At 60.8% G+C, this 25,940-nt stretch carries 20 protein-coding genes; 7 read left to right on the top strand and 13 right to left on the bottom strand.

From position 1 onward, the window contains the following. Positions 1-22 precede the first annotated feature (22 nt). The gene (locus ONG87_RS05630) at positions 23-250 is read left to right on the top strand and encodes a YheU family protein (protein ID WP_192053776.1); all 228 of its coding nucleotides are present in this window, start codon (positions 23-25) and stop codon (positions 248-250) included. 3 nt (positions 251-253) lie between these two features. On the opposite strand, the gene csrA is transcribed toward ONG87_RS05630, so the two are convergent. Beyond that, positions 254-451, bottom strand: a complete 198-nt coding sequence (gene csrA / locus ONG87_RS05625) for a carbon storage regulator CsrA (protein WP_192104083.1) — start codon at positions 449-451, stop codon at positions 254-256. 218 nt (positions 452-669) lie between these two features. Continuing rightward, positions 670-1,002, bottom strand: a complete 333-nt coding sequence (locus tag ONG87_RS05620; protein ID WP_185793917.1) for a YnfA family protein — start codon at positions 1,000-1,002, stop codon at positions 670-672. A gap of 168 nt (positions 1,003-1,170) precedes the next feature. Here ONG87_RS05620 and ONG87_RS05615 point away from each other — a divergent pair, with 168 nt between their 5' ends. Beyond that, a complete protein-coding gene (locus ONG87_RS05615) occupies positions 1,171-1,329 on the top strand; it encodes a DUF3309 family protein (RefSeq protein WP_122479270.1) in 159 nt (52 codons plus the stop codon). Between the two features lie 101 nt (positions 1,330-1,430). Here the strand turns inward: ONG87_RS05615 and ONG87_RS05610 are convergent, their stop codons facing one another. From ONG87_RS05610 to ONG87_RS05590, 5 genes are all read right to left on the bottom strand, one after another. Next, positions 1,431-3,089, bottom strand: a complete 1,659-nt coding sequence (locus tag ONG87_RS05610) for a cation acetate symporter (RefSeq protein WP_185793918.1) — start codon at positions 3,087-3,089, stop codon at positions 1,431-1,433. Further along, positions 3,086-3,397: a DUF485 domain-containing protein gene (locus ONG87_RS05605; RefSeq protein WP_122479272.1), complete on the bottom strand. Its 312-nt coding sequence runs from the start codon at positions 3,395-3,397 to the stop codon at positions 3,086-3,088. Before ONG87_RS05605 ends, ONG87_RS05610 begins: the two co-directional genes overlap by 4 nt. 252 nt (positions 3,398-3,649) lie before the next feature. Next, positions 3,650-4,504, bottom strand: a complete 855-nt coding sequence (locus tag ONG87_RS05600; protein WP_264382369.1) for a glycine betaine ABC transporter substrate-binding protein — start codon at positions 4,502-4,504, stop codon at positions 3,650-3,652. Positions 4,505-4,658: 154 nt separating this feature from the next. Then, entirely contained in the window at positions 4,659-5,438 is a 780-nt protein-coding gene (locus ONG87_RS05595) for an ABC transporter permease (RefSeq protein ID WP_122479274.1), read from the bottom strand. Then, positions 5,435-6,367: an ABC transporter ATP-binding protein gene (locus ONG87_RS05590; RefSeq protein ID WP_122479275.1), complete on the bottom strand. Its 933-nt coding sequence runs from the start codon at positions 6,365-6,367 to the stop codon at positions 5,435-5,437. Before ONG87_RS05590 ends, ONG87_RS05595 begins: the two co-directional genes overlap by 4 nt. 384 nt (positions 6,368-6,751) lie before the next feature. Between ONG87_RS05590 and ONG87_RS05585 the strand changes: the two genes are divergently transcribed. Further along, on the top strand, positions 6,752-9,199 hold the full coding sequence (locus ONG87_RS05585) for an acyl-CoA dehydrogenase (RefSeq protein ID WP_264382368.1): 2,448 nt from the start codon (positions 6,752-6,754) through the stop codon (positions 9,197-9,199). Positions 9,200-9,271: 72 nt separating this feature from the next. Continuing rightward, the gene (locus ONG87_RS05580; protein ID WP_122479277.1) at positions 9,272-9,682 is read left to right on the top strand and encodes a PA2817 family protein; all 411 of its coding nucleotides are present in this window, start codon (positions 9,272-9,274) and stop codon (positions 9,680-9,682) included. A 77-nt stretch (positions 9,683-9,759) separates the two neighbouring features. On the opposite strand, the gene ONG87_RS05575 is transcribed toward ONG87_RS05580, so the two are convergent. Genes ONG87_RS05575 through ONG87_RS05565 form a run of 3 tightly spaced genes read right to left on the bottom strand, consistent with a single transcriptional unit; the run spans position 9,760 to position 19,151 of the window. Then, the gene (locus ONG87_RS05575) at positions 9,760-13,866 is read right to left on the bottom strand and encodes a neuraminidase-like domain-containing protein (protein ID WP_367400457.1); all 4,107 of its coding nucleotides are present in this window, start codon (positions 13,864-13,866) and stop codon (positions 9,760-9,762) included. Between the two features lie 48 nt (positions 13,867-13,914). After that, positions 13,915-14,256: a hypothetical protein gene (locus tag ONG87_RS05570; RefSeq protein ID WP_264382366.1), complete on the bottom strand. Its 342-nt coding sequence runs from the start codon at positions 14,254-14,256 to the stop codon at positions 13,915-13,917. Then, positions 14,253-19,151 carry a Tc toxin subunit A gene (locus ONG87_RS05565; RefSeq protein WP_264382365.1) on the bottom strand — a complete coding sequence of 1,633 codons (4,899 nt, stop codon included), beginning with the start codon at positions 19,149-19,151 and terminating at the stop codon, positions 14,253-14,255. Before ONG87_RS05565 ends, ONG87_RS05570 begins: the two co-directional genes overlap by 4 nt. A 371-nt stretch (positions 19,152-19,522) precedes the next feature. Here ONG87_RS05565 and ONG87_RS05560 point away from each other — a divergent pair, with 371 nt between their 5' ends. Then, positions 19,523-20,488, top strand: a complete 966-nt coding sequence (locus ONG87_RS05560; RefSeq protein WP_122479280.1) for an aliphatic sulfonate ABC transporter substrate-binding protein — start codon at positions 19,523-19,525, stop codon at positions 20,486-20,488. 96 nt (positions 20,489-20,584) lie between these two features. Here the strand turns inward: ONG87_RS05560 and mntP are convergent, their stop codons facing one another. The 3 genes from mntP to ONG87_RS05545 form a co-directional block, all read right to left on the bottom strand. Then, positions 20,585-21,151, bottom strand: coding sequence for a manganese efflux pump MntP (gene mntP, locus ONG87_RS05555; RefSeq protein WP_192057570.1), 567 nt, complete (start codon positions 21,149-21,151; stop codon positions 20,585-20,587). Positions 21,152-21,377: 226 nt separating this feature from the next. Continuing rightward, the gene (locus ONG87_RS05550; RefSeq protein ID WP_264382364.1) at positions 21,378-22,502 is read right to left on the bottom strand and encodes an acyl-CoA dehydrogenase family protein; all 1,125 of its coding nucleotides are present in this window, start codon (positions 22,500-22,502) and stop codon (positions 21,378-21,380) included. A gap of 159 nt (positions 22,503-22,661) precedes the next feature. Next, positions 22,662-23,555 (bottom strand): LysR family transcriptional regulator, encoded by an 894-nt coding sequence (locus ONG87_RS05545; RefSeq protein WP_264382363.1) that lies wholly within the window; start codon positions 23,553-23,555, stop codon positions 22,662-22,664. Between the two features lie 94 nt (positions 23,556-23,649). On the opposite strand from ONG87_RS05545, the gene ONG87_RS05540 reads away from it, so the two are divergent. Together ONG87_RS05540 and ONG87_RS05535 are read left to right on the top strand one after the other, a co-directional pair. Then, positions 23,650-24,273, top strand: coding sequence for a cysteine dioxygenase (locus tag ONG87_RS05540; protein ID WP_122479284.1), 624 nt, complete (start codon positions 23,650-23,652; stop codon positions 24,271-24,273). Then, the gene (locus ONG87_RS05535; protein ID WP_122479285.1) at positions 24,270-25,853 is read left to right on the top strand and encodes a rhodanese homology domain-containing protein; all 1,584 of its coding nucleotides are present in this window, start codon (positions 24,270-24,272) and stop codon (positions 25,851-25,853) included. Before ONG87_RS05540 ends, ONG87_RS05535 begins: the two co-directional genes overlap by 4 nt. The last annotated feature ends 87 nt before the right edge of the window (positions 25,854-25,940 follow it).

Genomic DNA, 25,940 nt, shown 5'->3' with positions numbered 1-25,940 from the left:
GCCTACCCTGTGAGCGCCGAACATGCTGATTCCCTACGACCACCTCGAAGCCGACACCCTGACCCGCCTGATCGAAGATTTCGTGACCCGCGACGGAACCGACAACGGCGATGAGACACCCTTGCCCACCCGGGTCGAACGCGTGCGTCATGCACTGGCCAAGAAACAGGCGTTCATCGTTTTCGATCCGGAGAGCCAGCAGTGCACGCTGATGCTCAAGCACGACATAGCGCCCGAGCTGTTCGACTGAGCGTCACACCACCGGCACCTCCTTGGCATGCTTGCCGTGCTTCTCCTGGATTCGCCGATAGACCTCGGCACGGTGCACTTCCACGTCCCTGGGCGCCTGGATGCCGAAGCGCACGGTGTTGCCCCGCACGTCCAGCACCTTGATCCAGACGTCATCGCCGATCGAGATCAGCTCGCCTACATGTCGCGTCAATACCAGCATGGCTTTGTTCCCTCAAATGAATGCTTCTTGAGGGTGGACCCTGTTTTCGACCATCACAAGGCAAGCAGAGCAATACAGTTTAAGCCTACGAAAGTTAGTAAATTCCCTGTCAGATATTTCGCACTTGCAGCAGGCAAGCCGTCACTTAGTTGTACCGATCCATACACTTCAGGCTTTCTTTGTATGGATATTTACAATCTTGGCCACACTCGCCACTCCTAGCCCTGTTGCAGCTTCGGCCCCCACAGGATGATGCTCGCCCCCAGCACGCACAACGTTGCGCCGAGCCAGTCGAAGGTCTGCGGCCGAACTTTCTCGACCACCGCCAGCCACCCCAGCGAAGCGACGATGTAGATGCCACCGTAGGCTGCATACGCACGGCCGGCATAGGCGGCTTCCACGCGCGTGAGCAGCAGCGCGAAACAGGTCAGGCTCAGCACGCCTGCCAATGCCCACAGCGCGCTCTTGCCCATCCGCAGCCAGAGGTAGAAGGCATAGCAGCCGGCGATCTCGAAAAGGGCGGCCAGCAAAAACCACACATAATTGAGCACTCGAACTCTCCAGAGCCAATATCAGCCCGCGAGAATACGCCAGCCCAGACCCAGCTCCGAAACATTTTTAAATCTTTGGGACTTTTTACGGCAGGTCACAGTCCGAGCTATTAGGCGGACGAGTGCTACTGGCTCGCTGACGAATCATCTCATTGTCCAAATAAGGAAATCGCCATGGGCACCATACTGATCATCGTTCTGATTCTGCTGTTGATTGGCGGATTGCCAGTATTCCCGCACTCCAGAAGTTGGGGTTATGGCCCGTCGGGTATCATCGGTACTGTACTGGTCATCCTGCTGATCCTGGTATTGCTCGGCAAGATATAGTCTTGCCGATGTGCAGCCTGCACCGGGCCGCATAGTAGAAATGAAAAAATCCGATGCCCTCGCGGGCATCGGATTTTTTTGCTTGCAGCGTGGTGCAGGTATCAGTGGGAGACTGCCCCGCTGGAACCCAGACCGGTTTGCGAACGCACGAACTGCGGGTAGAACAGCGCACGCTCTTCGTCAGCGGCTGCCGACTTGTCGGTGATCGAGAAGAACCAGATACCGATGAAGGCGATGGCCATCGAGAACAGTGCTGGGTACTCGTAGGGATAGATCGGTTTGTCGTGATGCAGAATCTGCACCCAGATGGTCGGGCCGAGGATCATCAGCGTCACGGCGCTGATCAAGCCCATCCAGCCACCGATCATGGCGCCGCGAGTGGTCAGGTTCTTCCAGTACATCGAGAGCAGCAGGACCGGGAAGTTGCAGCTGGCCGCGATCGAGAACGCCAGGCCCACCATGAAGGCGATGTTCTGGCTTTCGAACGCGATACCCAGGCCGATCGCCAGGACACCGAGGCAGACGGTGGTGATCTTGGAAACGCGGATCTCGTCCTTGTCGTTGGTCTTGCCTTTCTTGATGACGCTGGCGTACAGGTCGTGGGACACCGCCGAAGCACCGGCCAGGGTCAGGCCGGCCACCACAGCCAGGATGGTGGCGAAGGCCACGGCCGAGATGAAGCCGAGGAAGATGCTGCCGCCGACCGCATCGGCAAGGTGCACTGCGGCCATGTTGTTACCACCGAGCAAGGCACCGGCAGCGTCCTTAAACGCCGGATTGGTGCTGACCAGCAGAATCGCGCCGAAGCCGATGATGAAGGTCAGGATGTAGAAGTAGCCGATGAAGCCCGTTGCGTAGAGCACCGACTTGCGGGCTTCCTTGGCATCGGAAACAGTGAAGAAGCGCATCAGGATGTGCGGCAGGCCAGCCGTACCGAACATCAGCGCCAGGCCCAGCGAGAAGGCCGAGATTGGATCTTTCACCAGCCCACCGGGGCTCATGATGGCTTCACCCTTGGCGTGCACCTTGATGGCTTCGGAGAACAGCACGTTGAAGTCGAAGTTGACGTGTTTCATCACCATCAGAGCCATGAAGGACGCACCGGACAGCAGCAATACCGCCTTGATGATCTGTACCCAGGTGGTCGCCAGCATGCCGCCGAACAGCACGTAGAGGCACATCAGGATACCCACCAGAACCACGGCCACGGCGTAGTCGAGGCCGAACAGCAGCTGGATCAGCTTGCCGGCACCTACCATCTGCGCGATCAGGTAGAACGCCACAACCACCAGCGAACCACAGGCCGACAGGGTACGGATTTCTTTCTGCTTCAGGCGATAGGACGCCACGTCGGCAAAAGTGTACTTGCCCAGGTTGCGCAGACGCTCGGCGATCAGGAACAGAATGATCGGCCAGCCCACCAGGAAGCCGATGGAGTAGATCAGGCCATCGTAGCCGGAGGTGAACACCAGCGCGGAAATCCCCAGGAAGGACGCCGCCGACATGTAGTCGCCGGCAATTGCCAGGCCGTTCTGGAAACCGGTGATCTTGCCGCCGGCGGCGTAGTAGTCCGCGGCTGACTTGTTGCGCTTGGAGGCCCAGTAGGTGATGCACAGGGTGGCACCGACGAACAGCACGAACATGATGATCGCCGCCACGTTGAGCGGCTGCTTCTGCACCGCGCCGGTCAGTGCATCGGCCGCCATCACGCTTGGAGCCAGGGCGAATGCGCCCATTGTTGCCAATAGACGCCGCATCATTGCTTGGCCTCCTGCAGGATCAGGCGATTCAGGTCATCGAACTCGCCATTGGCGCGCTTGACGTAGATACCGGTCAACACGAAGGCGGAAAGAATGAGGCCGACACCGATGGGAATGCCCCAGGTGATCGACGATTCAGGACTGATCTTGGCGCCCAGGATGTGCGGGCCGTAGGCAATCAAGAGGATGAAGGCCGAATACAGTCCAAGCATGATTGCTGAAAGTATCCAGGCGAACTTCTCTCTTTTTCTCACCAGCTCCTTGAAGCGTGGGCTGTTTTGAATCGAGAGGTAAATGCTGTCGTTCATTGTTTTTGTCCTCGCAGCATAGATGGATAGAACGTATTCCACTTTAGGCTGCTCTGGAGCGCACTCCAGACGACCTTAGTAGTAGATCGGGGCCTGGAAACGAAAAAAGGTCGCCCATGGGCGACCTTTTCACAATTCGACGTAGGCGCGGTCCGTGGCCGCGAATGGTGCAGTGCTGTATCTGGTGCTCCGCAGCGCCTGGTTCGCGGCCGATGACCGCTCCTACAGGCGGCCCTTTTGGGGGTTACTTGGTTACTTGGCGGTCCACTCGGCCACACGGTCAGGGTGCTTGTCGACCCAGGCCTTGGCGGCGGCATCAGGCTTGGCACCGTCCTGGATGGCCAGCATGACTTCGCCGATCTCGTCCTTGGACGACCACTGGAACTTCTTCAGGAAGGCAGCCACTTCAGGCGCCTTCTTGTCCAGGCCCTTGCTGCCGATGCTGTTGACGGTTTCGGCCGCGCCGTACACACCTTTCGGGTCTTCCAGGAAGCGCAGTTTCCACTTGGCGAACATCCAGTGCGGCACCCACCCGGTCACGGCAATGGATTGCTGGGCGTTTTCGGCCCGGGTCAGTTCCGCGATCATGCCGGCACCGGAACTGGCCTGCAGTTTGTAGTTCGACAGCCCGTAGTCCTTGATCGCCTGTTCGGTCTTGAGCATCACGCCCGAACCCGCGTCGATGCCCACGATGCGGTTCTTGAAGGTGTCGTCGGTCTTGAGGTCGTCGATGGTCTTGGCCTTGACGTATTCAGGCACGATCAGGCCGATCTTGGCGTCCTTGAAGTTGGGACCGTAGTCGACCACCTTGTCGTTGTTCTTGGCCCAATACTCGCCGTGGGTCACCGGCAACCAGGCAGAAAGCATCGCATCGAGTTTGCCGGTGGCCACACCTTGCCACATGATCCCGGTGGCCACTGCCTGCAGCTTCACGTCATAGCCCAGTTTCTGCTTGATGACTTCGGCGGCGACATGGGTGGTGGCGACGCTGTCCGACCATCCGTCGACGTAGCCGATGGTGACTTCCTTGGCGGCAGCGCTGGCCCAGCTACATCCCATGGCCAGAACCAGAGCAGCACTGGCTCCGAGAACTTTCTTCATGTTCATTCTGCTTCCCCGATAAGGCTGCGCGCGACGAATGCCGCACGGCATATGTTGGCGTCCTGATCATCGACTTCGCGCGCCGATGATCATGCTCCACCTACGACCTTGAACCGTCGAGAAACGACATGGCCGGGCCTTGCGGTCCGGCCGGGGGAACTCAGCTGCGCATGCCGCGACCACTGACCAGCAACTTCACGCAGGCGAAGTACAGCACCACCGTGGCCACCAGCATGAATGCCACCGCCACGCCGATACTGATATCCGACACGCCGAGGATGCCGTAGCGGAAGGCATTGACCATGTGCAGCACCGGATTGGCCAGGGACACGGTCTGCCAGAAAGGCGGCAGCAGGCTGATCGAATAGAACACCCCACCCAGGTAGGTCAAGGGTGTGAGGACGAAGGTCGGCACGATGGAGATGTCGTCGAAGTTGCGCGCGAACACCGCGTTGACGAAGCCCAGCATGGAAAAGATCGTGGCGGTCAGCAGCACCACCAGCACCGTGATGCCCAGGTGATGCACCTGCAGATCGGTGAAGAACAACGACAGTGCGGTGACGATGATCCCGACCATCAAGCCGCGCAACACCCCACCCGCGACATAGCCGATCAGAATGGTGTGCGGCGACAGTGGCGAAACCATCAGCTCTTCGATGGAGCGCTGGAACTTGGCGCCGAAGAAACTCGAGACCACGTTGCCGTAGGAGTTGGTGATCACCGACATCATGATCAGCCCCGGCACGATGTACTCCATGTAGCTGAAGCCACCCATGCCACCGATCTGCTTGCCGATCAGGTTACCGAAGATGACGAAGTACAGCACCATGGTGATGGCTGGCGGCAGCAGGGTCTGCGGCCAGATCCGCGTGAAGCGCCGCACTTCGCGGTAGACGATGGTGTTGAGAGCGACCACATTGGCCTGGAATTCGGAACTCATACCGCAACCTTCCTCAGATTCTTCTCCACCAGAGACACGAACAACTCCTCCAGGCGATTGGTCTTGTTGCGCAGGCTCAACACCGGAATGTTCAACAGCGCCAACTGGCCGAACAGCGAGGTGATGCCGATCTCCTTGTCGACCTGCACTTCCAGCGTCTGCGGGTTGACCAGCGTGCAGGGGTAGCCTTGCAGCTGCGGCGCCGCGTTCAGCGGCTGGCCCAGATCGAGCAGAAAGGTCTCCACGTGCAGGGTGCCGAGCAGTTCACGCATGCTGGTGTTCTGGACGATGGTGCCGTGGTCGATGATGCCGATGTTGCGGCACAGCTGCTCGGCCTCTTCCAGGTAATGGGTGGTGAGGATGATGGTGATGCCTTTTTCGTTCAGCTCGGTGAGGAAGCCCCACATCGAACGCCGCAGTTCGATGTCGACGCCGGCGGTGGGCTCATCGAGAATCAGCAGGCGCGGCTCGTGGATCAGCGCCCGTGCGATCATCAAGCGCCGCTTCATACCGCCCGACAGCGAGCGCGACGGCGTATCGCGCTTGTCCCACAGCCCCAGCTGGGTCAGGTACTGTTCGGCACGCTGCTTGGCGACCTTGGCCGGAATCCCGTAGTAGCCGGCCTGGGTCACAACGATGTCGAAGGTCTTTTCGAACTGGTTGAAGTTGAACTCCTGAGGCACCACGCCAATGCTGCGCTTGAGCGCTGCCGGCTGGCGGTCCAGGTCGTTGCCGAAGATGTTGACCGTGCCGCTGGTCTTGTTGACCAGGGTGGAAAGAATACCGATGGTGGTCGATTTGCCTGCGCCGTTGGGGCCCAGCAGTGCGAAGAAGTCGCCTTCCGCTACGTCGAGGTCGATGCCGCTGAGGGCCTGAAACCCGTTGCCGTAGGTCTTGGTCAACTGTCGAATGGACAGAGCAGAACTCATAAGGGGTCTATACGCCGTGTTGAGAGTGGTGATGAAGTAAGGGCGACTGCGATGATTTGCAACCAGATGTGTAACAGCTGACTCCATGATGGGCGCGGTGACCGCCCCCGTAAAGTGACTGTTGTCGATAGTGCACATCAGTCCCACGCGTGCCGCGAGCGCCCATGCAGATAGGGCCACAGCGGCCAGCGAACGTTCCGGGCAACTGCCTGCGGCCTTCTGCGCCGCGAACTCCCCTACCCTGCAACGGTCACTATCCAGGCAAGTACCGGATCTGTCCCACACCGAAGCTTACGTGCCTGGCCACCGTTTTCCCGTCTGCCGCCCCGTGTCGACGGCAACTGCAGGTGGTTCGTCCCGCCTGGCTTACACGGAGAAAACACTATGTTGTTGTTGTGGATCGTCGCCCTCGTGGTCGGCATCGCCTGGCTGGCTCATCGGCGCATTGCCGCCCTGCCCGCCATGGGTATCGTCGCCGTGTTTCTGGTGATCATGGGCGCGGCCAGTCACGCGCCTGGATGGTTGCTGACGCTGCTCTGGCTGTTGCTGATTGCCAGCGCGCTGCCATTGCTGCTGCCAGAGCTGCGCCGCAAGCATTTCAGCGCGCCCTTGTTTCGCTGGTTCAAGAAGACCCTGCCGCCGATGTCCGACACTGAGCGCGATGCCATCGACGCCGGCACGGTCTGGTGGGATGGCGAACTGTTCAGCGGCCGGCCCGACTGGAACACCTTGCTGGCCTACCCCAAGGTGCAGTTGAGCGCAGAAGAGCAAGCATTCATCGACGGCCCGACCGAGGAGCTCTGCGCCATGGTCAGCGACTGGCAGATCGGTCAGGACATGGACCTGCCGCCGGCCGCCTGGACCCACATCAAAGAGCATGGCTTTTTCGCCCTGATCATTCCAAAGGAATATGGCGGCAAGGGCTTTTCGGCCTACGCCCACTCCCAGGTGGCGATGAAGCTGGCAACCCGCAGCGGCGACCTCGCGTCTACCGTCATGGTGCCGAACTCGCTCGGCCCCGCTGAACTGCTGCTGCACTACGGCACCGACGAGCAGCGCAATCACTACCTGCCTCGCCTGGCACGGGGCGACGACATCCCCTGCTTCGCGCTGACCGGCCCCCTGGCAGGCTCGGATGCGGGCGCGATGCCCGACGTCGGTGTCATCTGCAAAGGCCAGTGGCAAGGTGAGGAAGTCATCGGCATCCGCCTGACCTGGGAAAAGCGCTACATCACCCTGGGTCCGATCGCCACCCTGCTTGGCCTGGCCTTCAAGGCCCACGACCCCGAGCACTTGCTGGGCGACAAGGAAAACCTGGGCATCAGCCTGGCGCTGATTCCGACCGACACACCGGGTGTGGAAATCGGTCGTCGCCACTTGCCACTCGGCGCTGCGTTCATGAACGGGCCGAATTCGGGCAAGGACGTGTTCATCCCCCTCGACTACCTCATCGGCGGCCAGCCGATGCTGGGCAAGGGCTGGATGATGCTGATGAATTGCCTGTCGGTGGGTCGTTCGATCTCCTTGCCGGCAGTCGGCACCGGTGCCGCCAAGTACACCAGCCTGGTCACAGGCCAATACGCGCAGATTCGCGAGCAGTTCAACGTCCCGCTGGCGGCCTTCGAAGGTATTCAGGAATCCCTGGCCAGGATTGGTGGCAACGCCTGGCTGATGGACAGCGCCCGCATGCTGACCGCCAATGCGGTGGACCTGGGGGAGAAACCCTCGGTGCTTTCGGCCATTCTCAAGTACCACCTGACCGAGCGCGGGCGCGATTGCATCACCCACGCCATGGATGTCCACGGTGGCAAGGGCATCATCATGGGCCCCAACAACTACCTGGGTCGCAACTGGCAAGGCGCACCGATCTTCATCACCGTGGAGGGCGCGAACATTCTGTCGCGCAACCTGATGATCTTCGGCCAAGGTGCCATCCGCTGCCATCCGTTCGTGCTCAAGGAAATGGCCCTGGCTGGCCGCGAAGACCAGGCTCAGGCACTGCTGGAGTTCGATGCGCTGCTGCTCAAGCACATCGGCTTCGCCGTCGGTAACGCGGCCAGTACCTTCGTCTTGAACCTGGGCCTGGGCCACTTCGAACAAGCGCCGGGTGACCGTCTTGCCCAAGGCTATTTCCGCGCCCTGAACCGGCAGGCAGCTGCCTTCGCCCTGCTGGCGGACCTGAGCATGATGCTGCTCGGTGGCGAGCTGAAGCGTCGCGAGCGGCTGTCGGCGCGTCTGGGCGATGTGCTCAGTTACCTGTACCTGAGTTCTGCCGCGCTCAAGCGCTATCACGACCAGAACTCGCCCGAGCACCTGCGGCCCCTGCTGCGCTGGGCCATGGAAGAAAGCCTGGGCCAGGCCGAGCACGCGCTGGATGGCATCCTGAAGAATTTCCCCAGCAAGGCACTCGGGTATCTGTTGCGTGGCGTAGTCTTCCCGTTCGGTCGTCGACACACTGGGCCTTGCGACAAGCTGGAAGCCGAAGTGGCTGCCATCACGGGTCGCCACAAGGGTGACCCGGCGCTGGAAGAGCTGCTCGCTGGCTGCTACCGCCCACAGGGCGCGGACGATCCGGTCGGCGCGCTGCAAGTGGCGTTCGACCTGCTGCGCGACAGCCAGCCGCTGCACAGGAAACTGCAACAGGCCTACAAGGCGCGGCAATTCAGCGCTACACCCGGCCAGTCGCTGATCGATGCAGCCCTGCACGCCGGCGTGCTGCAACCCGCCGAGGCGCAGACCCTGCACCAGGCAGAAGCTGCGCGGCGCAAGGTGATCGACGTCGACGACTTCAGCAAGGAAGAGCTGCTGCCCACTGCGGACAAGGTCCGCTGAGTATCTGCGAAAAGACAGCGGGCGCGTGGAGCTTTATACTCCCGCGCCCGTTTCGCTCAAGAGGACCCCACCATGGCCATTAACCATCTCGAACACCACCTTGTCCTGCTGGACCATCTGCGCAGCATCCTCGTGGCTCTGGGCGAGGCGGAGCAGGTCCCTGAGGAAAGCCACGCGCTGTTTCTCGAGCGCTTCGATGAGCTGCGCGCGCAACTGCCGGTCGACCCGGTGGAAAGCCAGTACCTGGGCCAGGACATCATGTGCCAGGTGATCACCCGTTACCCGCAGATTGCCCACCTGGTGCCGCGCGACCTGCTGTGGTTCTTTGCCGGCGACTGCCTGCACTACATGCCCGACGAAGAAATCGCGCTGTACCAGGCGCTGGAAGAGCGCCGTTTCGAAGCCGAGGAGAACGACGAACCGTTCGACTGGAATCAGGAGAAGCAATTGATGGCGATGTCGGGGCAGGAAGCTCGCCACTGACTGGACGCCGGATGCATAACGACAAAGGGGTCGCTCATCGAGCGACCCCTTTGTCGTTTCAGCCAGGTGGGATCAGATCACATGTGATCCAGCAGACCCTCCACTTGACTGGCGAACCCTGGCCCACCATCCACTGCGGTGTAGCGCAGGTTGACGATGATATCAGTCAAGGTATCGAGCATTGCGCTTTGAGGCGCACGATCGTGGCGAGGGAATTTCAGTTGCCAGCTGGAAACCGCGCCAGTTCCCTCGAACGGCAGGTAGCGCTCGTCGTTGAAGTCGAGCATGAACAGGCCGTGATCGTCCATGCCAGAGGACAGGGCGATGCTTTGGCTGGCACGGGGGTTGAACAGGATATGCTGGGTGTTCGCATCCGGCAGGCCGTATAGCGAATTCATCGCCCGCAGGTCGGCCTTGGTCACGGTTTTGCTGGACACTTGGGTCAACACGCCATGGATCTGCTGATAGGGCCCGACCACAACCGGCAGTGATACCGAGACGCTGACCAACTGCCGCAGGTAATGCCCCGGGTAATCGCCGTCGAACAACGAGCAGTGAAGGTCGAACGTCAGTTCCCCGCGCTCCTTGAGCTGGGTCAGCGCCATCTCCCAGCGCTCTTCGCTGCCTATCTTCTCGAACAGAGACTTGAGGGAAACGGTCTTGGTCAGCTCCAGACGCCGTTCATTGCGTTTCAGGTAGGCCGCCTCCATGCGCAGCAGTTGCAGCTTCAGCGCGTCGCCGGCGGTGAGGCCGAAGTAGTTTTCGAACCACACGTTGGGCTGGATGAATCGAGTCTGGAAATCACCCAGCTCATACTGCCAGCAGGCTTCCAGATTCAGGCTCAACGCGACAACCGCATCGTACGCTTGGAAGTAAAAGGTCGACAGCTGACTGAGCAGCCATTGGTACAGGCCGGCATTGGTGCTGCGGGTTTTCAGAAATGCATAGTAGTCCTGCGACTGCTGTTCGCTGCGTACGGCATGGGCCAGTTGCTCACGAGCGGATTCTATCTGCAGCTTCTGGGCATTGATCTGCTTGTCCACCGCCGACAGCTCGGCCGACGCCTGGTCGCGCTGAAACTCCCACTCGACCAGGCGACGCCGGTATTGCTCGTTGATGGAAAGCATCTCGCCATTGATACGCATGGAATCGGCTGCCATTCCGGCAACCACGGCCACAGCCTGGACGGCCGAACCGGCACGGGTGTGTCCACCGCCCACAGCCGTTACGATCACCGAGCCCATATTCACCGCGCCGGCGACACGTTCCAGGGCCTGAGTGCCTGCGCTGGCGATGGCGGACTTCAAGTTCAGGTCCTTGGCCCGCTCCTCTGCCGACGAAACGTTCTCTTCGGCCAGCTTTGAGTAGTAGTCGAAGCGCTGCTTGATGACCTGGCGACTGCTGGTCAATGCCACCAGACCTGCGTCAGCTTGGTCGATCGCCAATTCCTGCAGCTTGATCCCAAACTGCGACAGCTCCAGGACGTGGGACTGTTGCAGTTCTTCCTGCTCGGCACGATCCTTGAGCTCACGGTAAGTGCGTACCTGCTCGCCGAAACGAATCAGGGTCTCCACCGCATTCTGCACCCGCGGCAGCAGCGCGCGGAAGCGATACGGCGGAATCGGCGCCATGCCACCGACACTGCGCTGTACCAGCCCACTGGCGCTGTTCTGCGCGCGCAGCAGCATTTTCGGGTCCACCGGCGGAGCATAGAGCGGCAACAGCAGCGGCTTGCCGTCGATGGTCAGATTGTTGCGCAGGTTCTCGAGTCGCCGCGCAATGTCGTCCCAGATATCCAGCAGCTGGGTGTTGACCGGCAGGCGGAAACGTTCGGAGTCGAGCAGTTCGAACCACGGCCGATCCTCGCCCTGTATGGCGGGTAGCGAGCGTGCGCTCAGTGGATGTTCGTAGCGTGCGAACGTTTGCCCGTTCATTTCAGCAGCCACGCCCAGGCTGACAGGTTCCCAGCGACCGACCATCCGGTTGTCCGGTTTGTTACCCATCAACGAGAGCGCACGCACGCACATCAGCTTCGCCTCGTTCAAACTGTCGCGGGTCAGGCGACGGTACAGGGAATCGCCATAGGCCATGAGGTTGCGCACATACAAGGTAAAGATCGCCTTGCGGTAGTGCTCTGGATGTGAATAGCAGATCGCGTCGGGATCGGTGATACCGACCACTTCATAGTCACCACTGCTGGCCTCCTCTAGAGGGCGCACCGACCAGTACAAGGGGCTGGGCGGCTGGGTGGGCTTGATCTTGGCTTGCGGGTTGAAGATGTAGTGGAGCCACTCTTCGGCACCGAAGAAATCGAACTCGTTGTGCAGACGTTGGGCGACCGCATGGGGCACATGGAAAAACAGCTCCCAGAAATATCGTCCGTTGGCGCCATGGAAGTCCATGTAGCTCACCGCAGTGCTACCCGGAAGCGGCGGTTCCTGCATATGCTGGGTGGACCAGTTGAGTACGGCATCTACCGACACGTTTGCCTTGGCAACCAGGTCTCGGGCAAACAGCGTATTGAGGCGGACGTATTGCAGTCCAGTCAGCCGCAGCGCGGTCAAGTCGAGAAACTGCCCTCCAGTCGCCTCGTGACGCAGTTTGGGACGAGCCTCGGGCAAGGCATTGAGCGTGACCACATAATGATCCCGCGAAGGTGTGCTCGCCACGTCGCCAAAGCTGATGTCGATCGTGGACGGAATGTCCCCAGGTTGTGCGCCAAAAACAAACATGACATCCGGCGTCCAGGCATTGCCGTTCAGGGCGATGTCGCGGAACTCTGCCCCCGCCTTTTGCACCCCGCTGACATAACAGCTCAAAATTAAATGGGCGTTATGCGGGCGTTCTGTCGTGGCGTTGATGAAGGCTTTAGTGACTTGACCACGAACGCGCAGGCAGTAGCGCCCTTCTTTATCGATGCAGAACCACGTCACCAACCGCATCCACCCACTCAAAGCGCCAACTTTATGATAAGCCTCTTCATAGCCTTGAGTCACTGCAGGGTGGGTCCAGCGGTCGCTGGCCAGCGGATGTTGCAACGAATTATCTGCGTTGGAGAAATGCTGCAAGGCATTGAGCATTTTTCCCAGATAACCGCTGACGCCAGTGTGGTTCACGACATCGTGAAACAGCACATTGAACCGCGCATCGAAAATCAATCCTTCATAATCAGGCTGGTCTGCATCGGTCACGCCATATGCAAAGACAATTTTCTTGTCGTCTGGATCGGCCTCGCTGACAAAGGCCACGAAATAGTCGGCGTCTGGATCGTATTTACGCTTATCCATGAGCACCGTGACCATGGCTGGCGACCAACTGCCATCAATCATTTGGTAGGCAACGTTCAGACTGTAACTTGGCACGGACTCGTGGGTACCTACCACGTCGTCGCCGTCGGGGCGTTCGCGCATCTTTTCTTGCTGGCTGATCCACGCGACATACAAACGACCGTCCAGTAGTAGCGGCCTGATGTGCAGGATCTCGCTTCCCGAAGGGATGTTTACCGGCAACCACTCGCTCCAGGCAGTGGGGCTCAGGTAATCGTCACCTTCGGCCTGGCCGGTGGCCTCGCCAAAACGTACCTGGGCCTTGCGCCAGAAATACTGATAGGGCTCGACGTTCTGCCGCCCCAGAAAGTAGTAATCGGCATTACGAAAGTCCACGCCATCAATATAGCCGGCCACCACGTTCAGATTGCTCAAGTGTTCGAACTTGTTCAAGTAGTGCCGCAATGCGTGCTGCACGGAATCTTTGGACGGACGACTCTGATTGATGTCGTTGGTTAATTCCGTGAATGCCTGCGTCTGATTGAGACGTAGTGTGGGTTCGATGTAGTTCTCGGGGTAATCCTGCAACATCTGATTACCCGCCCAGATAGCGTATTCACTCTTGCTTTCGCGCCAGTGTTGCTGCGCCTGCTTGTCGAAAATTCCACGATAGCCAGGCTCCATCCCATTGTAGATGGCATGAATGTATTGCTGAAGACTGGCCATGCCCATGGCGATACGGCTGGTATCGACAGGGGCATTGACCTGGTTGTCGATGAGCAGGTATTCGTACAAGTCCTCAGGGGTTTCCAGACGGCGAGCGCCGGGCACGGGGTGTTCCGGAACTATTTGGCCTAGGTAATAGGCGACCAGTGCGTCGCGGTGTGCGGAAAATAGAGCAGCAGTGAACTCGGTCACGATAATATCTCGATAATAAGGGCAATACAATTGATCAACCAGACACTTTTATTCCGGAATGATCTTCATGATTTCGTAGCCTACGAAATTGTCCATCACGCTGTACGGACTGGTTTGAGTCTCGGACAGCATCAATTCCATGTAGCCATCCGGGCCGCAGGTTCCAGGTGTCGAGACGACCCTATAGCCAGCAGGAGTTATAGCCAGCACGGGTTCGTTACCGTACAGAACCCTGACCGTCATCGGCACTTCGGCGCGTTTGGGAACATAAGCAATGTTTCCTTCGAACCGTACGCGTGAATCACTGCTACTGGCCACAGTTCTGAACGCCGCCGGCAGATTTCGCCGGTCTTCGGGGATAACAAAGTTCACATGATCAACAGTGTTCATTCCGTCCCTGAACACCGCGCAGGTATCCGGGCGTACAGTAAGCGTGTTATCCCAGCGGTTATTACTGGTATAGATTCCTCTGTAAGCACAGCCCCCAGCACTGTTTGGTAATAGAGGTCTTTCCGGGGGTTTCCATCCGTTTGCCTGAAGTGCACCGTGCCGCCTATCAGCGGACGTCCACTTTGCGAGTTCAGCTGGACACTGAGCCCGTGGGTATTTAGGTAGTCATGCTGCCTCCAAGCTTGAAAGATGCCAAGTGTCACGATCTCCTTCACATGCACTTCTCGGGTTTCAATGACACCCAAATTGCTCTCGAATCTCAAGACAAGCACGTTATCCGCTGCACCACCTTCTTTGAAATCGGCGTACTCCCCATTGAAATCAAAATGCATGTGCCCTTGCTCATCGGCATAGGCTTTCTCGCCCGCTGCAGGTGAAATGACAATTCCTTGCATGTCGGCAGCGCCGCCAACCAAGCTCCATTGCACCCATGCACGATCATCGCCGATATCCCCACGGACAGCACGTACGCTCAATGCTCCCTGCCCACCACGCCCCATGACGAACGAGCTGCCATCAGAATGATTCAACAGATCACCCGTTTCACCCAGCGACGACACTTGTAAAGATTCGTGAGCGTGCATGACTGCGACTGCGAAATCAGCCGCGTTGTTTACCCCAATGGTTCGCGCTGTCACCACTTTCTGGCCGTGATCACCCGCCGCGAAGCGATATTCGAATGCGGTCCAACCTTGACTATCGGTGTAGCTGGTTCCGAGCTCCCTACTGCCTTGGTGCCACGTCACGGGGTAGCGGCTCAATGCTGGCTCCAGGCGTACACGGAACTGCGCTGGGCGTGACTGGCCGATGCCGAAAATCTGCTCCAATGGTGCATGTTCGACCAGTCTTGGCAGCTCGAAGATAGGCGTCGCAGCACTGGCGAGGGGGCGCAATTGGGTGTCCGACACAGTGGCATCAACGCTCACTATCACGGACCCTGCCTGGGCTGCGGTGAAATTGATGCGGGCAATACCCTGCCCATCGGTGATGCTCGTAGCTTGCTGATCAAAGCCGCCGACGGTGCAACCCCAAGTCACTGTGGCGCCGGTTACAGGCGTTTCATCCAGGTTGATAATGCGGCAAGTGACCTCTACTGGCTGGGTCGCCGCGATGGCGCTCGCGAAGCGTATGTATTGAAAGTAAGGCTGTTCCAGGAACCTGACGGGTTGAAACGCGTGCTCGTTACCGTTGAACTCGAACACCGCTACCACGCTGGCCGGACCCGACGGCTGGCTGTGCAACGTCGCATACGCCAGGCCTTCGCTATCGGTGCGCGTCTGCGGACGCAGGAATTGACCCAGGTCCGTCTCCCACCGCACCACACGATCGCGACCCACGTTGCCATGCATATCCACGAGTTCCACCGCAAACTCGATTTCTTCACGGTCACCCGCCAGCGCCTCGGCAGGATTCGGGTAATGGGGCACCTCGATGAAGTCAAGGGTGCTTTCATCGCAATCGATCCGCACCAGCGGCGCCTGGATCTGCCGGTCCAGGCCGTAGGTGGCGGTGACCTGAGCGGTGCCCATCTCATCGCCAGCCATCAGGGTCGCGGTCATTTCGCCATTGGCGTCGGTTTCCGTCATCGCGGGTAATTGCAGTTCGCCCAGGCTGGTACGCCAGGCGACTCGAATACCACCCATCGGCTGGCCCAGGAAGTTTCTGACGGTAATGGTGAAGCGTGCGACCTCGTCGGTCCTGGCCACCAACAGCTCACGGTCGACAATGATCCATGAAGACTCGCTTTGCCCCAGTTCACCTTCCACTTGTTTGCCTTCACCTGACAGGCTGGCGGTCAAGCTGGCCAAGGCACCCTCGCCAGCGGCCCGGTAGTCGTTGCGCGAACTGTCGCTGCGCAGCCGACTCAGGTCGACCACTGCCGTGGTGCCCAATTGCAGCTCGTTACAGAACTCGCGAATACGGATCAGGTGATCCAGTTCCAGCACCGTCAGCAGAATCCCGTTGTCAGCCAACAGCGCGGCTGTTTGCAGAATGTCGCGAGTGCCGAAGCCGATAAATCCGGCGATCTTGCCCGCAGCATCTTCGCGCACAAGTTCGGCATCGGCATCGCTGAGCTCTTGGGGCAGGCTGTTCACCAGCTGTAGGTAGTCGAGCAACTCCTGCTCACCGCGACGGCTGAATTTCACCACTCGCTGGTACTGCACCAGGCTGTAGAGGTCTGCAAAGCCGATGTCGTCGATCGACCAGGTGGCGGATCTGGTTCGGCGAACTTGCGCCGGGCGGCCGAACCACTCAGGGTTACGCACAAAACTGCGCAAGGCCATGGCGCTGACGTTCAGCTGTTGCGCGATCGCTGCCCGGCGGGCCAGACGTGCCAGGATGGTCAGCACTTCATCGCCCACGGGCACCGCGACACCGGCGCCCCCCTCGATGGCGAACACCCGCAGTACTTCGGCAAGCAACTGATAGGTCGTGCCACGCGCCCACAGCAGCAGCTCGCGGCACTGCTCGGCAGTCACCTTCAAGGTGCTGGCCAGGCATTCCCAAACCAGGCTCTGCTGAGCGGCACGGGCGTCCATCACCACACTGAACAGTTTGATGCGCAGGTCGGAGATCGCTGTGACGCCATGGCGGCTCATCACGCGATCGATCAGCTCCAGCAGCCGCTCGGTATAGTAGGCTTCGTCCTCGTACTCGGGGGCCATGATGCTGCGATCAATGATCAGGCCGTCACCGGAAACGAGCGCTTCGAATTCAGCCAGCCAGTCAATCGCAGTTGGCGCATCACCCGCTGAATACTGCGGTGCACCTGCTTCGACGAAGGTCGCCTGGCTGACCAATACCGCTCCCATACGTGATTGAATCTGCTTGAGCAGATCGATCTCGTGCTCGGTCGCTGCCGCAACGGGAGTCAGTGGCATGACCTGCTGATACAACCAGTTGACCGACAACTGATGCGTGTTGCACCACTTGATCACATCGGCCAAGGACTGGATCACACTCAGGGTGTCAGTCGTTTCCGAGTGCTGATGCACGGCAAGCCGGGGCTGCGCCAGGCGGTTGATGTACTGGTTGGCGCTCTGGTTGATCAATTGCAGCAAGGCAATCGCCTCGATACTCGAAATGCCCAGATAGCGTGGCAGCTTCACCAGGCGGTAGAACGCCGAGACTACAGCGTGGGACCACCGCAAGCTGTTGATATCGAAGTCAGCCATGCTTTCGTTGCCCTGACTGTGGAGCCCCTGAGCGATGTAGCGAGCGATATAGACGTAGGTTTCGAAACTGATGCCCAGCGCGCTGCACAGATGATCGACCTTGCGGTACTGATTCTCCGTCGCCGGGACGATTGGAAATACGCTGTCGTCCAGACACAACGGCGTTTCAAACAGGCCGCTGGCATTGAAAATGCGATCGAACTGCGGCGTGTCACTGCCGCACGCATACAGGCCTACGCCATGAACGAGCGCCGAAAAGTCTTCAGCGGTTACCTTGAAATCGCGCTGCAGTTGGCGAAACAGACCCAGCATGCGCAGGGTGTTTTCGGTGATCTGAAAAGCGTGCGGGGTCTTGCCGTGCTCGGTCTTGAAGGCTGCCGATAGCAGCAGATCGATGTCGGCGAAGCTCAGCTCCATCCAGCGCGACAGACGAATGATGCGTTGCAGGCGGTCGAAATGGCCATCGGTGTGGCCGATGAAACGGTGCATCGCCCCACCCTCACTGACCACGCCCAAGGTCGGCGCGGTACCCGCGTTGATGTAGCTGGAACCGACCACGGCAGGCGATGCCGGCGCCAACCCGGCCACATTGGGCGAAGCCACCGGTGCGCGCGTTTCAATGGACAGTAGGTCTTCCAGTTGCGCCTGGTTGATGCCCGTGCGCTTGCAGAAGGTAGGGATATCCACCAGCGGCTCGGCGTTGGCAACACCGTAGTGACGGTTGTAGAAGCTGGCCTGAGCCACGGCCATGGCTGCCTGGCGCTGGAGGCCTGGGGCCTTGCGGGCCAGGTTCGTCAGCGGAAAATAAGGCGCTTCCAGCAGCAGCGCGCGCTGCTCGGGGCCAAACGCGGCGTCCAGTTGCAGGGCATCGTCGGAGGCCGCCGAATGCAACCCTTGCTCCTTGAAATAGGGGAACTTGGGATCGAGTTGTCGAACCACGTCACCCAGTTGGTAGCGCTTGCGCTGCAGCACATGGTTGATCTGCGCCTGATACCGCTCATACGGCAACTGGAAAGGATAACGGGTGGCCAGCAGTACATCGTCTACCGCTTCTTCGCTGCGGTTGCGGCCGTCCAGAAACTCGCGCGCGGCGCGCTCGAGAATCTCATTGACGATCACTACAGTCGGCTCGACGCGCTCCAGGCTCACAGGGTCCAAGGTCAGGTCAACCAGATCGGGACGACGCTTGGCCAGCGTGATGGCTTCACCTTCGATTGCCAGAGGCTCGATGGTCTGGGTGGCAAGACGGTAAAGACTGGTCAGATAAGCCGCAGGCGAGGAGGTTGCCTCGATAGCGCCGGGCATGCAGTTGCTCGACCAACTGGGGGTGAACTGGCTTTCGAAGCTGGGGCCGTCGACCAGCGCACGGACGCCGCTGCGGGCCATGGCCGCCGAAGCCGGCTCGCTGGCCTTGAGGCGTTGTTCGCGCATCTGTCGCGCTGCGAGCACGGCCACCGAGCTGGCGCGCTGATGCAAGGCTTGCGCTTGATCTACGTCAAAACCCTTGCCGAGCTTGATCAGGTCGTCGACGCTGCCTTGAGCGATCTCCATTGCCGTGCAGCCTTGAACCTTGGACAGGGTCTGGTGCTGTTCGGCATTGACGGCGATATTCTTCAAATGTGCGGATAGGGTACGTTCCGCCGGCGTTTCATCTTTCATGGCTATCTACCTTGGCTGTTCGGCGCAGGCCCGCGAACGGGCTGCGCAGTGAAGCCGCCACACTAGGTAATGTTTCCTTGGACGTCGCCTGACAGAAGTGATAGGTACGTGTATGTTTTTAAAAGAGAAATTTGTATATGCGAAGATGACAGGCGCCTACTGAGAACCTTTCGCATCGATAAAGAACCGGCGGGTGAAGTGCAGTGCGAATCAGTTTGGCCGGTGAGGCTGCATAAGCTGATAACTAAACGCCATTACCGTGCGTTGAACTGTTCTTCTATAGTCGCTTCACCGGATCACCGGCATGCCCTTCCCCGTTCTCTTCGAGCCGACCGCGCCCCGCGGATGCGTCGGAGACGAGACTTGAAACCATGTCCACCCTCTTCACCCCGCGGCACCTGCTTGCCGCCAGCCTCAGCGTTGCGCTCGGCGTTGCCTTCAGCTTTTCGGCAGCGGCAGAAACCCAGCTGCGCATCGGTTACCAGAAGTCCTCGACGCTGATGGTGCTGCTCAAGCAGCAAGGTACGCTGGAGAAGCAACTGGCAGACAAAGGCGTGCGCGTCAGCTGGCACGAATTTGCCAGTGGCCAGCCGCTGCTCGAAGCGCTTAACGTCGGCAACGTCGACCTGTCGGCAGACGTTGCCGACACGGTGCCGGTGTTCGCTCAAGCTGCCGGCGGCAAGCTCACCTACTACGCGTCCGAATCGGCTTCACCGCAGGCCCAGGCGATTCTGGTGCGGCAGGACTCGCCGCTCAAATCGCTGGCAGACCTGCGTGGCCATACCGTAGCAGTCACCAAGGCGGCAGGGGCTCACTACCTGCTGCTGGCGGCCTTGCGCAAGGGTGATCTGACGTTCACTGACATCAAGCCGGCCTACCTGACCATCGCCGACGGCCGCGCCGCTTTCGAAAACCAGAAGGTGGATGCCTGGGTGGCGTGGGAACCGTTCCTCAGTGCCGCGCAGCAGCACCAACCTACCCGCGTACTGGCGGGCAGCGAAAACCTGGCCTCGTACAAGCGCTACTATCTGGCAGGCACGCCTTATGCGAAGGCCAACCCGGCGATCCTGAAAACGGTGTTCGACGACTTGGCCGAAACTGGCAAATGGGTCAAGGCGAACCCGGCCGACGCCGCCGCGATTCTGGGTCCGCTCTGGGGCAATCTTGACCCGGCAGTGGTGCAGCAGGCGAACGCCCGCCGCAGCTACGATGTGCAGCCCGTCACCCGCGAAGGATTGGCCGAGCAGCAGAAGATCGCCGATGCCTTTCACGACGAGAAGCTGATTCCCAAGCGGATCGATGCGGTGAACGTGGAGGTGTGGGCGCCGGGCGAGTAATCCAACGACGCACTCCCAGGATCTGTGCGGCGGCCCCTCACCTGCCGCCGCCAACCGGGCCGGAAAACGCAGCCCATGAGCAGTCCACTGCTCCGATTACGCCGCAGACAAATGCTCGTAGAGAATCACCGCACCGACCAGCATCAACACGATGCCGCCCACGATTTCCGCGCGCTTGCCCACCACGACGCCCAGTACCCGACCCAGCATCACGCCGATCGTGACCATGACCGTGGTCGCCACGCCGATGGCGGCGGCTGCAATCCAGATGTTCACGTCGACGAAGGCCAGGCCTACGCCAACCGCAAGAGCATCGATGCTGGTGGCAAAGGCGGTGACGGCCAGAATGGCAAAGGAATGCTGTTGCGGCTTGTCTTCTTCAGGGGCTTCATCCTTGACGCCGTTGTAAATCATGTGCAGCCCAAGTCCCACCAATAGCACGAAGGCGATCCAGTGGTCGAAGTCTTGAACGTACTCAGTCGCCGCCTGGCCTATGAACCACCCTATCAAGGGGGTGATGGTCTCTATAGCACCGAAGATGACACCCGTACGAAGTGCTTCCGTGAATCGCGGTTTGTGCAGTGTCGCGCCTTTGCCGATGGCGGCGGCGAAGGCGTCGGTGGACATCGCCAGGGCGACGAAGATGATGGAAATGGGGTTCACGGTCGAAGATCCAGCCGGGCTATGAGTCAACGACGCGACCACACGCCCGGCTTTAGGCATGGATGCATCGTTGGTCTCACCAACCACAAGGTGTTCGTGCCACGGCAGGCAGCCGAGAATGTTGACACGAACGCGCTGGACCGAGGTCCAGAGCAGGCTACTCCCCAACAAGGGACGCCACTGTAATCAGCGGCACATGAAAATTTCGTGAGCCCGTTGATGGGTGTCAGAGCGCCAGCGCCTGACGCCCTATTGCAACCAGGGCGCTGTCATCCTGAGGCGTGTGAATGCGCGCGCAGAGCACGTTGCGGTAGTGCCTTTCCAGCGCGTTGCGACGGTCCAGCGCCGGGTTGCCGCCGGCTTCGATGGCCAGGGTCACGGCGCGTATGGCCTGGTTGCACACCAGGTACTTGATGGCGGGCCAGCGCTCGGCGGGCAGGCGGCCTTCGGCGGCCGATTGCAACAGGGCCTGGTTGGCCAGCAGCAGGCTGTCGATCTCGCCGACCCGTTCCTGGAAGCGCGGCAGCGTCGCCAGGGCGGCACCGAGATTGGCCGGTACGCGGTGCTGCAGCCAATCGATGAACGAATCACGTGCGGCCTGGGCCACGCCGTCGTAGACACTGGACATCAGCACCGCCATCCACAGCAGGCCTTCGCCGTCCAGTTCCGGCTGCGGCGTGCTGGCCGGACTCACGCTGACGGCCTGGTCGAACGGCACCAGCACGTCGTCGAAGACCACATCGTGGCTGCACGTGGCACGCATGCCCAAGTGGTCCCAGGTGTCTTCGATGGTGATTCCGGGGGTGTCTCGGTGCACCAGCCAGGAACCCACCAACGGATCGTCATCATCGCTGCGCGCCCACACCAGCAGCCAGGTCAGGCCGTGGCTGCCGGTGGAATAGATCTTGCGGCCGTCCAGTCGCCAGCCCTCGGCGGTACGTCGCGCTACGGTGTTGGGCAGGCCGCCGCGGGCCGGCGTGCCCAGTTCGGGCTCGACCCGTAGCGAGTTGATCAGCGCCCCGCTTTCCACGGCGTCCAGCGCCAGGCGCTGCTTCCATGCCTGAGACCAACGCTCGCTCTGGTGCAGGCGGGCCTGCTGCAGGTACTGCATGACCAGGATCAACGCCGTCGCCGGCTCGCCCTTGGCGACTGCCGCCACCACTTTCTGCGCCGTGGGCAGGTCGGCCCCGCCGCCGCCATAGGCCGTGGGCACGGTCAGCGCGAGCAGGCCGAGGCTGTGCAGGTGGTCGATGTTGTCATGGGGGAACTCGCCACTGCGGTCGTAGCGCTCGGCGTGCAGTGCCATTCGTTCGGTGAGCGCGGCAAGGGCGATGGGGTCGAGTGCGGTCATGGGAAAACTCCGTCGTGCCGTTCGATAACGGCAGGCCGGCGACGGCGCGACTCACCGCACGGCAGATTGATTTGGGCCAATCTACCTAATCCCCATTACATGAGTAAAGCTCATTTTAGGCATATCTTAATATGCGAAACTCGCACACATCTCGCCACATCAGTCCGTATTCATCCCGTACGCGACGCTTTCCCCGAACAGCCTGATCGCGCCTTGCAGGTTGCCGACGAACGCTGCATGCACCAGCCACAGGTCGACCATGGGTTTGAAATCCGCCACCTGCAGAACCTGCAGTTGTTCGCGGTGGCGACTGTGCTGCAACAGCGGTGCCGGGACCAGACCCAGGCCCATGCCGCTGGCCGCCAGGCCCAATTGCAGGTCGGTGCCGAAGGTCTCCAGGTTCAGTTTCAGGCTCAGGCCCTGCTCGGCCAGGGCGTGCGAGAGACCAGCGCGAAAGCCACAGCCGTCGGGGTTCAGCACCCAACCTTCGCCTTGGCAGTCGGCCAGCTTGCAGCGTTTGCCGAAATCCAGGCCCTTGGCTCCAACCACCAGAAGCGGCATGCGTGCCAGCGAGTGACCCACCACGCCGTCGGGAAACACCTTGCCTGCCGGGAACAGCGCCGCAGCCGCATCCAGCTCACGGTGCTGGATACGCTGGACCAGCTGTCCACCCCAGCCGTGGGCAACCTGCACGTGCAAATCGACGAAGCGCTGCTTCAAGGCTTGCAGGGCATCGAGCAGCACGGCGTCACCGACCGTCTGCGGCACGCCGAGGCGCAGATTGCCGGAGGGCGCTGCGTCTTCGGCCACCAGCTCGTGCAGCGAATCGACCTCGCGCATCACGCCCTGGCAGCGTTCATACACGCGCAGGCCGATGGCCGTGGGTTTCATCGGCTTGGTGTGCCGGTCGAGCAGAATTGCGCCCAGCGACTCTTCGAGACTTTGCAGGCGCCGGGTGACGGCGGACTGAGTCAGCTGCAGGGATTCGGCGGCCACGCTCAGGGACTGCAGGCGCACGACTGCCAGGAACGCTTGGATGTCATCTATCTTCATTCGCTTTTCGCATATTAGCTTATGAACAAATTGAATTTCGGGAAGCTTAATCCCTTTGCTAGGGTAATAACGAATCTGTTCGAGGGCTACTGAAATGACTCATCCACTGCGCTATGACCGCTTTCGCCAGTTCGTCGGCGACCTGGCCGAGTTGCTGGATCGCGAACCCAGCGAGCCGGCGGTGCTGGAACAAGGCGCAGTGCTGCTGCAGCGGCTGGTCAGCCACGACGACTGGCTGCCGGCCATCGCTGCCCAGCCCGATCCGCAACGCTACCAGCAATTCCTGCTGCACGCCGACGCCCGCCAGCGCTTTTCCGTGGTGAGCTTCATCTGGGGCCCTGGGCAGAGCACACCGATCCATGACCATCGCGTCTGGGGCCTGATCGGCATGTTGCGCGGTGCCGAGTTTTCCCAAGGCTTCAGCCGCGAAGCCGATGGGCGCCTGGTGCCCGACGGCGCGCCGATCCGCCTCGGGCCGGGCCAGGTCGAAGCGGTATCACCCAGCATCGGCGACATCCATCAAGTCAGCAATGCCTTCCACGATCGGGTGTCCATCAGCATCCATGTCTACGGCGCCAATATCGGCGCGGTAGCGCGCGCTGTGTACAGCGAAAGCGGCGAAGAAAAGCCATTCATTTCCGGTTATTCCAATGCCGGTATCCCCAATTTCTGGGACTTGTCCAAAGAGCGCCAGCCAAAAGAGAGTTCACCTGCATGAGCCAGATTGCCGTACGCCCCTACTCCACCTTGCGCCAGGCACTGCTGGACGGCCAGGAAGTGGCATTGATCGATGTCCGCGAAGAGGCGCCTTTCGCCGAGGCTCACCCGCTGTTCGCCGCCAATATCCCCCTGTCCCGGCTGGAACTGGACATCTACGCCCGGGTACCGCGCCGCGATACGGCCATCACCGTCTATGACGAAGGCGAAGGCCTTGCCGCCGTGGCCGCGCAACGCTTGCAAGCGCTCGGTTATACCGATGTGGCGCTGCTGCAAGGCGGGCTTGCCGGCTGGCACGATGCAGGCGGCGAGCTGTTTCGCGACGTCAACGTACCGAGCAAGGCCTTCGGCGAGCTGGTCGAAAGCCTGCTGCATACGCCTTCACTGGCGGCCGAGGACGTGCAGGCCCTGCTCGACAGCCGGGCCGACGTGGTGGTGGTCGACGCACGACGCTTCGACGAATACCAGACCATGAGCATTCCGGGCGGCATCAGTGTGCCGGGCGCCGAACTGGTGCTGCGCATCCGCGAACTGGCGCCCGATCCGCAGACCCGAGTGATCGTCAACTGCGCCGGTCGCACCCGCAGCATCATCGGCACGCAGTCGCTGGTCAATGCGGGCATTCCCAACCCGGTGTCGGCGCTGCGCAACGGCACCATTGGCTGGACACTCGCCGGTCAGGCACTGGAACATGGCCAGCAACGTCGCTTCGGCGAAGTCGCCGAGCACACCCGCGCGGCAGCGGCGCAGTCGGCACGCGCTGTCGCGGACAGGGCCGGTGTGCAACGCGCGACGCTTGCAGCGCTGGCCCGCTGGCAAACCGAACAGGGCCGCACCACCTATGTGTTCGACGTGCGCACCCCGGAAGAATACGCGGCCGGGCACCTGCCTGCGGCGCGCTCCACCCCGGGCGGCCAGTTGGTGCAGGAAACCGATCATTTCGCCAGCGTGCGCGGTGCGCGGCTGGTGCTGGTGGACGACGACGGCGTACGCGCCAACATGAGCGCGTCGTGGCTGGCCCAGATGGGTTGGGACGTGTTCGTGCTGGACGATGCACAGTCCAGCGATTTCACGGCCGACGGCGCCTGGCAGACGCCCCTGCCGACCCTGCCGGAAGCCGAGACGATCAGCCCGGCAACGCTCGCTCGGTGGCAACGCGAGGGCAACACCCAGGTGTTCGACTTCACCAGCAGCGCCAACCACGTGCAACGTCATATCGCCGGTGCCCATTGGGCACTGCGCGCGCAATTGCCCCAGGCCCTGGAGAACGTACCCGTGGCCGAACGCTACGTGGTGACCTGCGGCAGCGGCCTGCTGGCACGCTTCGCGGTGGCCGATCTGCAGGCGTTGACCGGCAAACCGGTGTTCCTCCTCGAAGGTGGCAACGCCGCCTGGGTGGCCCAGGGCCTGCCGGTGGAAGCCGGCGAACGCCATCTGGCCGTGCCCCGCAGCGACCGCTACCGGCGCCCCTACGAGGGCACCGACAACCCTCGCCAAGCCATGCAAGGCTACCTGGATTGGGAGTTCGGCCTGGTCGAGCAACTGGCCAGGGACGGCACCCACGGCTTCAAGGTGATCTGACACCGCAACGCCCCTACATCACTGGCTGCTCGGGACCTGATGAAACCGGACCGAGCGGCGATCGCACTCATGTGCCGTCGCCGCCGG

The organism is Pseudomonas sp. MM227 (assembly GCF_947090715.1).
GTDB classification, from domain to species: Bacteria; Pseudomonadota; Gammaproteobacteria; order Pseudomonadales; family Pseudomonadaceae; genus Aquipseudomonas; species Aquipseudomonas baltica.
This window is presented reverse-complemented; position numbering and strand designations above follow the sequence as displayed.

Excerpts from the sequence above, each read along its gene's own strand:
- ONG87_RS05560 (WP_122479280.1), top strand. The coding sequence starts at position 19,523 with ATGTCCACCCTCTTCACCCCGCGGCACCTGCTTGCCGCCAGCCTCAGC.
- ONG87_RS05570 (WP_264382366.1), bottom strand. The coding sequence starts at position 14,256 with ATGAACACTGTTGATCATGTGAACTTTGTTATCCCCGAAGACCGGCGA.
- ONG87_RS05550 (WP_264382364.1), bottom strand. The coding sequence starts at position 22,502 with ATGACCGCACTCGACCCCATCGCCCTTGCCGCGCTCACCGAACGAATG.
- ONG87_RS05630 (WP_192053776.1), top strand. The coding sequence starts at position 23 with ATGCTGATTCCCTACGACCACCTCGAAGCCGACACCCTGACCCGCCTG.
- ONG87_RS05540 (WP_122479284.1), top strand. The coding sequence starts at position 23,650 with ATGACTCATCCACTGCGCTATGACCGCTTTCGCCAGTTCGTCGGCGAC.
- ONG87_RS05595 (WP_122479274.1), bottom strand. The coding sequence starts at position 5,438 with ATGAGTTCCGAATTCCAGGCCAATGTGGTCGCTCTCAACACCATCGTC.
- ONG87_RS05590 (WP_122479275.1), bottom strand. The coding sequence starts at position 6,367 with ATGAGTTCTGCTCTGTCCATTCGACAGTTGACCAAGACCTACGGCAAC.
- ONG87_RS05610 (WP_185793918.1), bottom strand. The coding sequence starts at position 3,089 with ATGATGCGGCGTCTATTGGCAACAATGGGCGCATTCGCCCTGGCTCCA.
- ONG87_RS05600 (WP_264382369.1), bottom strand. The coding sequence starts at position 4,504 with ATGAACATGAAGAAAGTTCTCGGAGCCAGTGCTGCTCTGGTTCTGGCC.
- ONG87_RS05580 (WP_122479277.1), top strand. The coding sequence starts at position 9,272 with ATGGCCATTAACCATCTCGAACACCACCTTGTCCTGCTGGACCATCTG.
- ONG87_RS05535 (WP_122479285.1), top strand. The coding sequence starts at position 24,270 with ATGAGCCAGATTGCCGTACGCCCCTACTCCACCTTGCGCCAGGCACTG.
- ONG87_RS05545 (WP_264382363.1), bottom strand. The coding sequence starts at position 23,555 with ATGAAGATAGATGACATCCAAGCGTTCCTGGCAGTCGTGCGCCTGCAG.
- csrA (WP_192104083.1), bottom strand. The coding sequence starts at position 451 with ATGCTGGTATTGACGCGACATGTAGGCGAGCTGATCTCGATCGGCGAT.
- ONG87_RS05605 (WP_122479272.1), bottom strand. The coding sequence starts at position 3,397 with ATGAACGACAGCATTTACCTCTCGATTCAAAACAGCCCACGCTTCAAG.
- ONG87_RS05565 (WP_264382365.1), bottom strand. The coding sequence starts at position 19,151 with ATGAAAGATGAAACGCCGGCGGAACGTACCCTATCCGCACATTTGAAG.
- ONG87_RS05585 (WP_264382368.1), top strand. The coding sequence starts at position 6,752 with ATGTTGTTGTTGTGGATCGTCGCCCTCGTGGTCGGCATCGCCTGGCTG.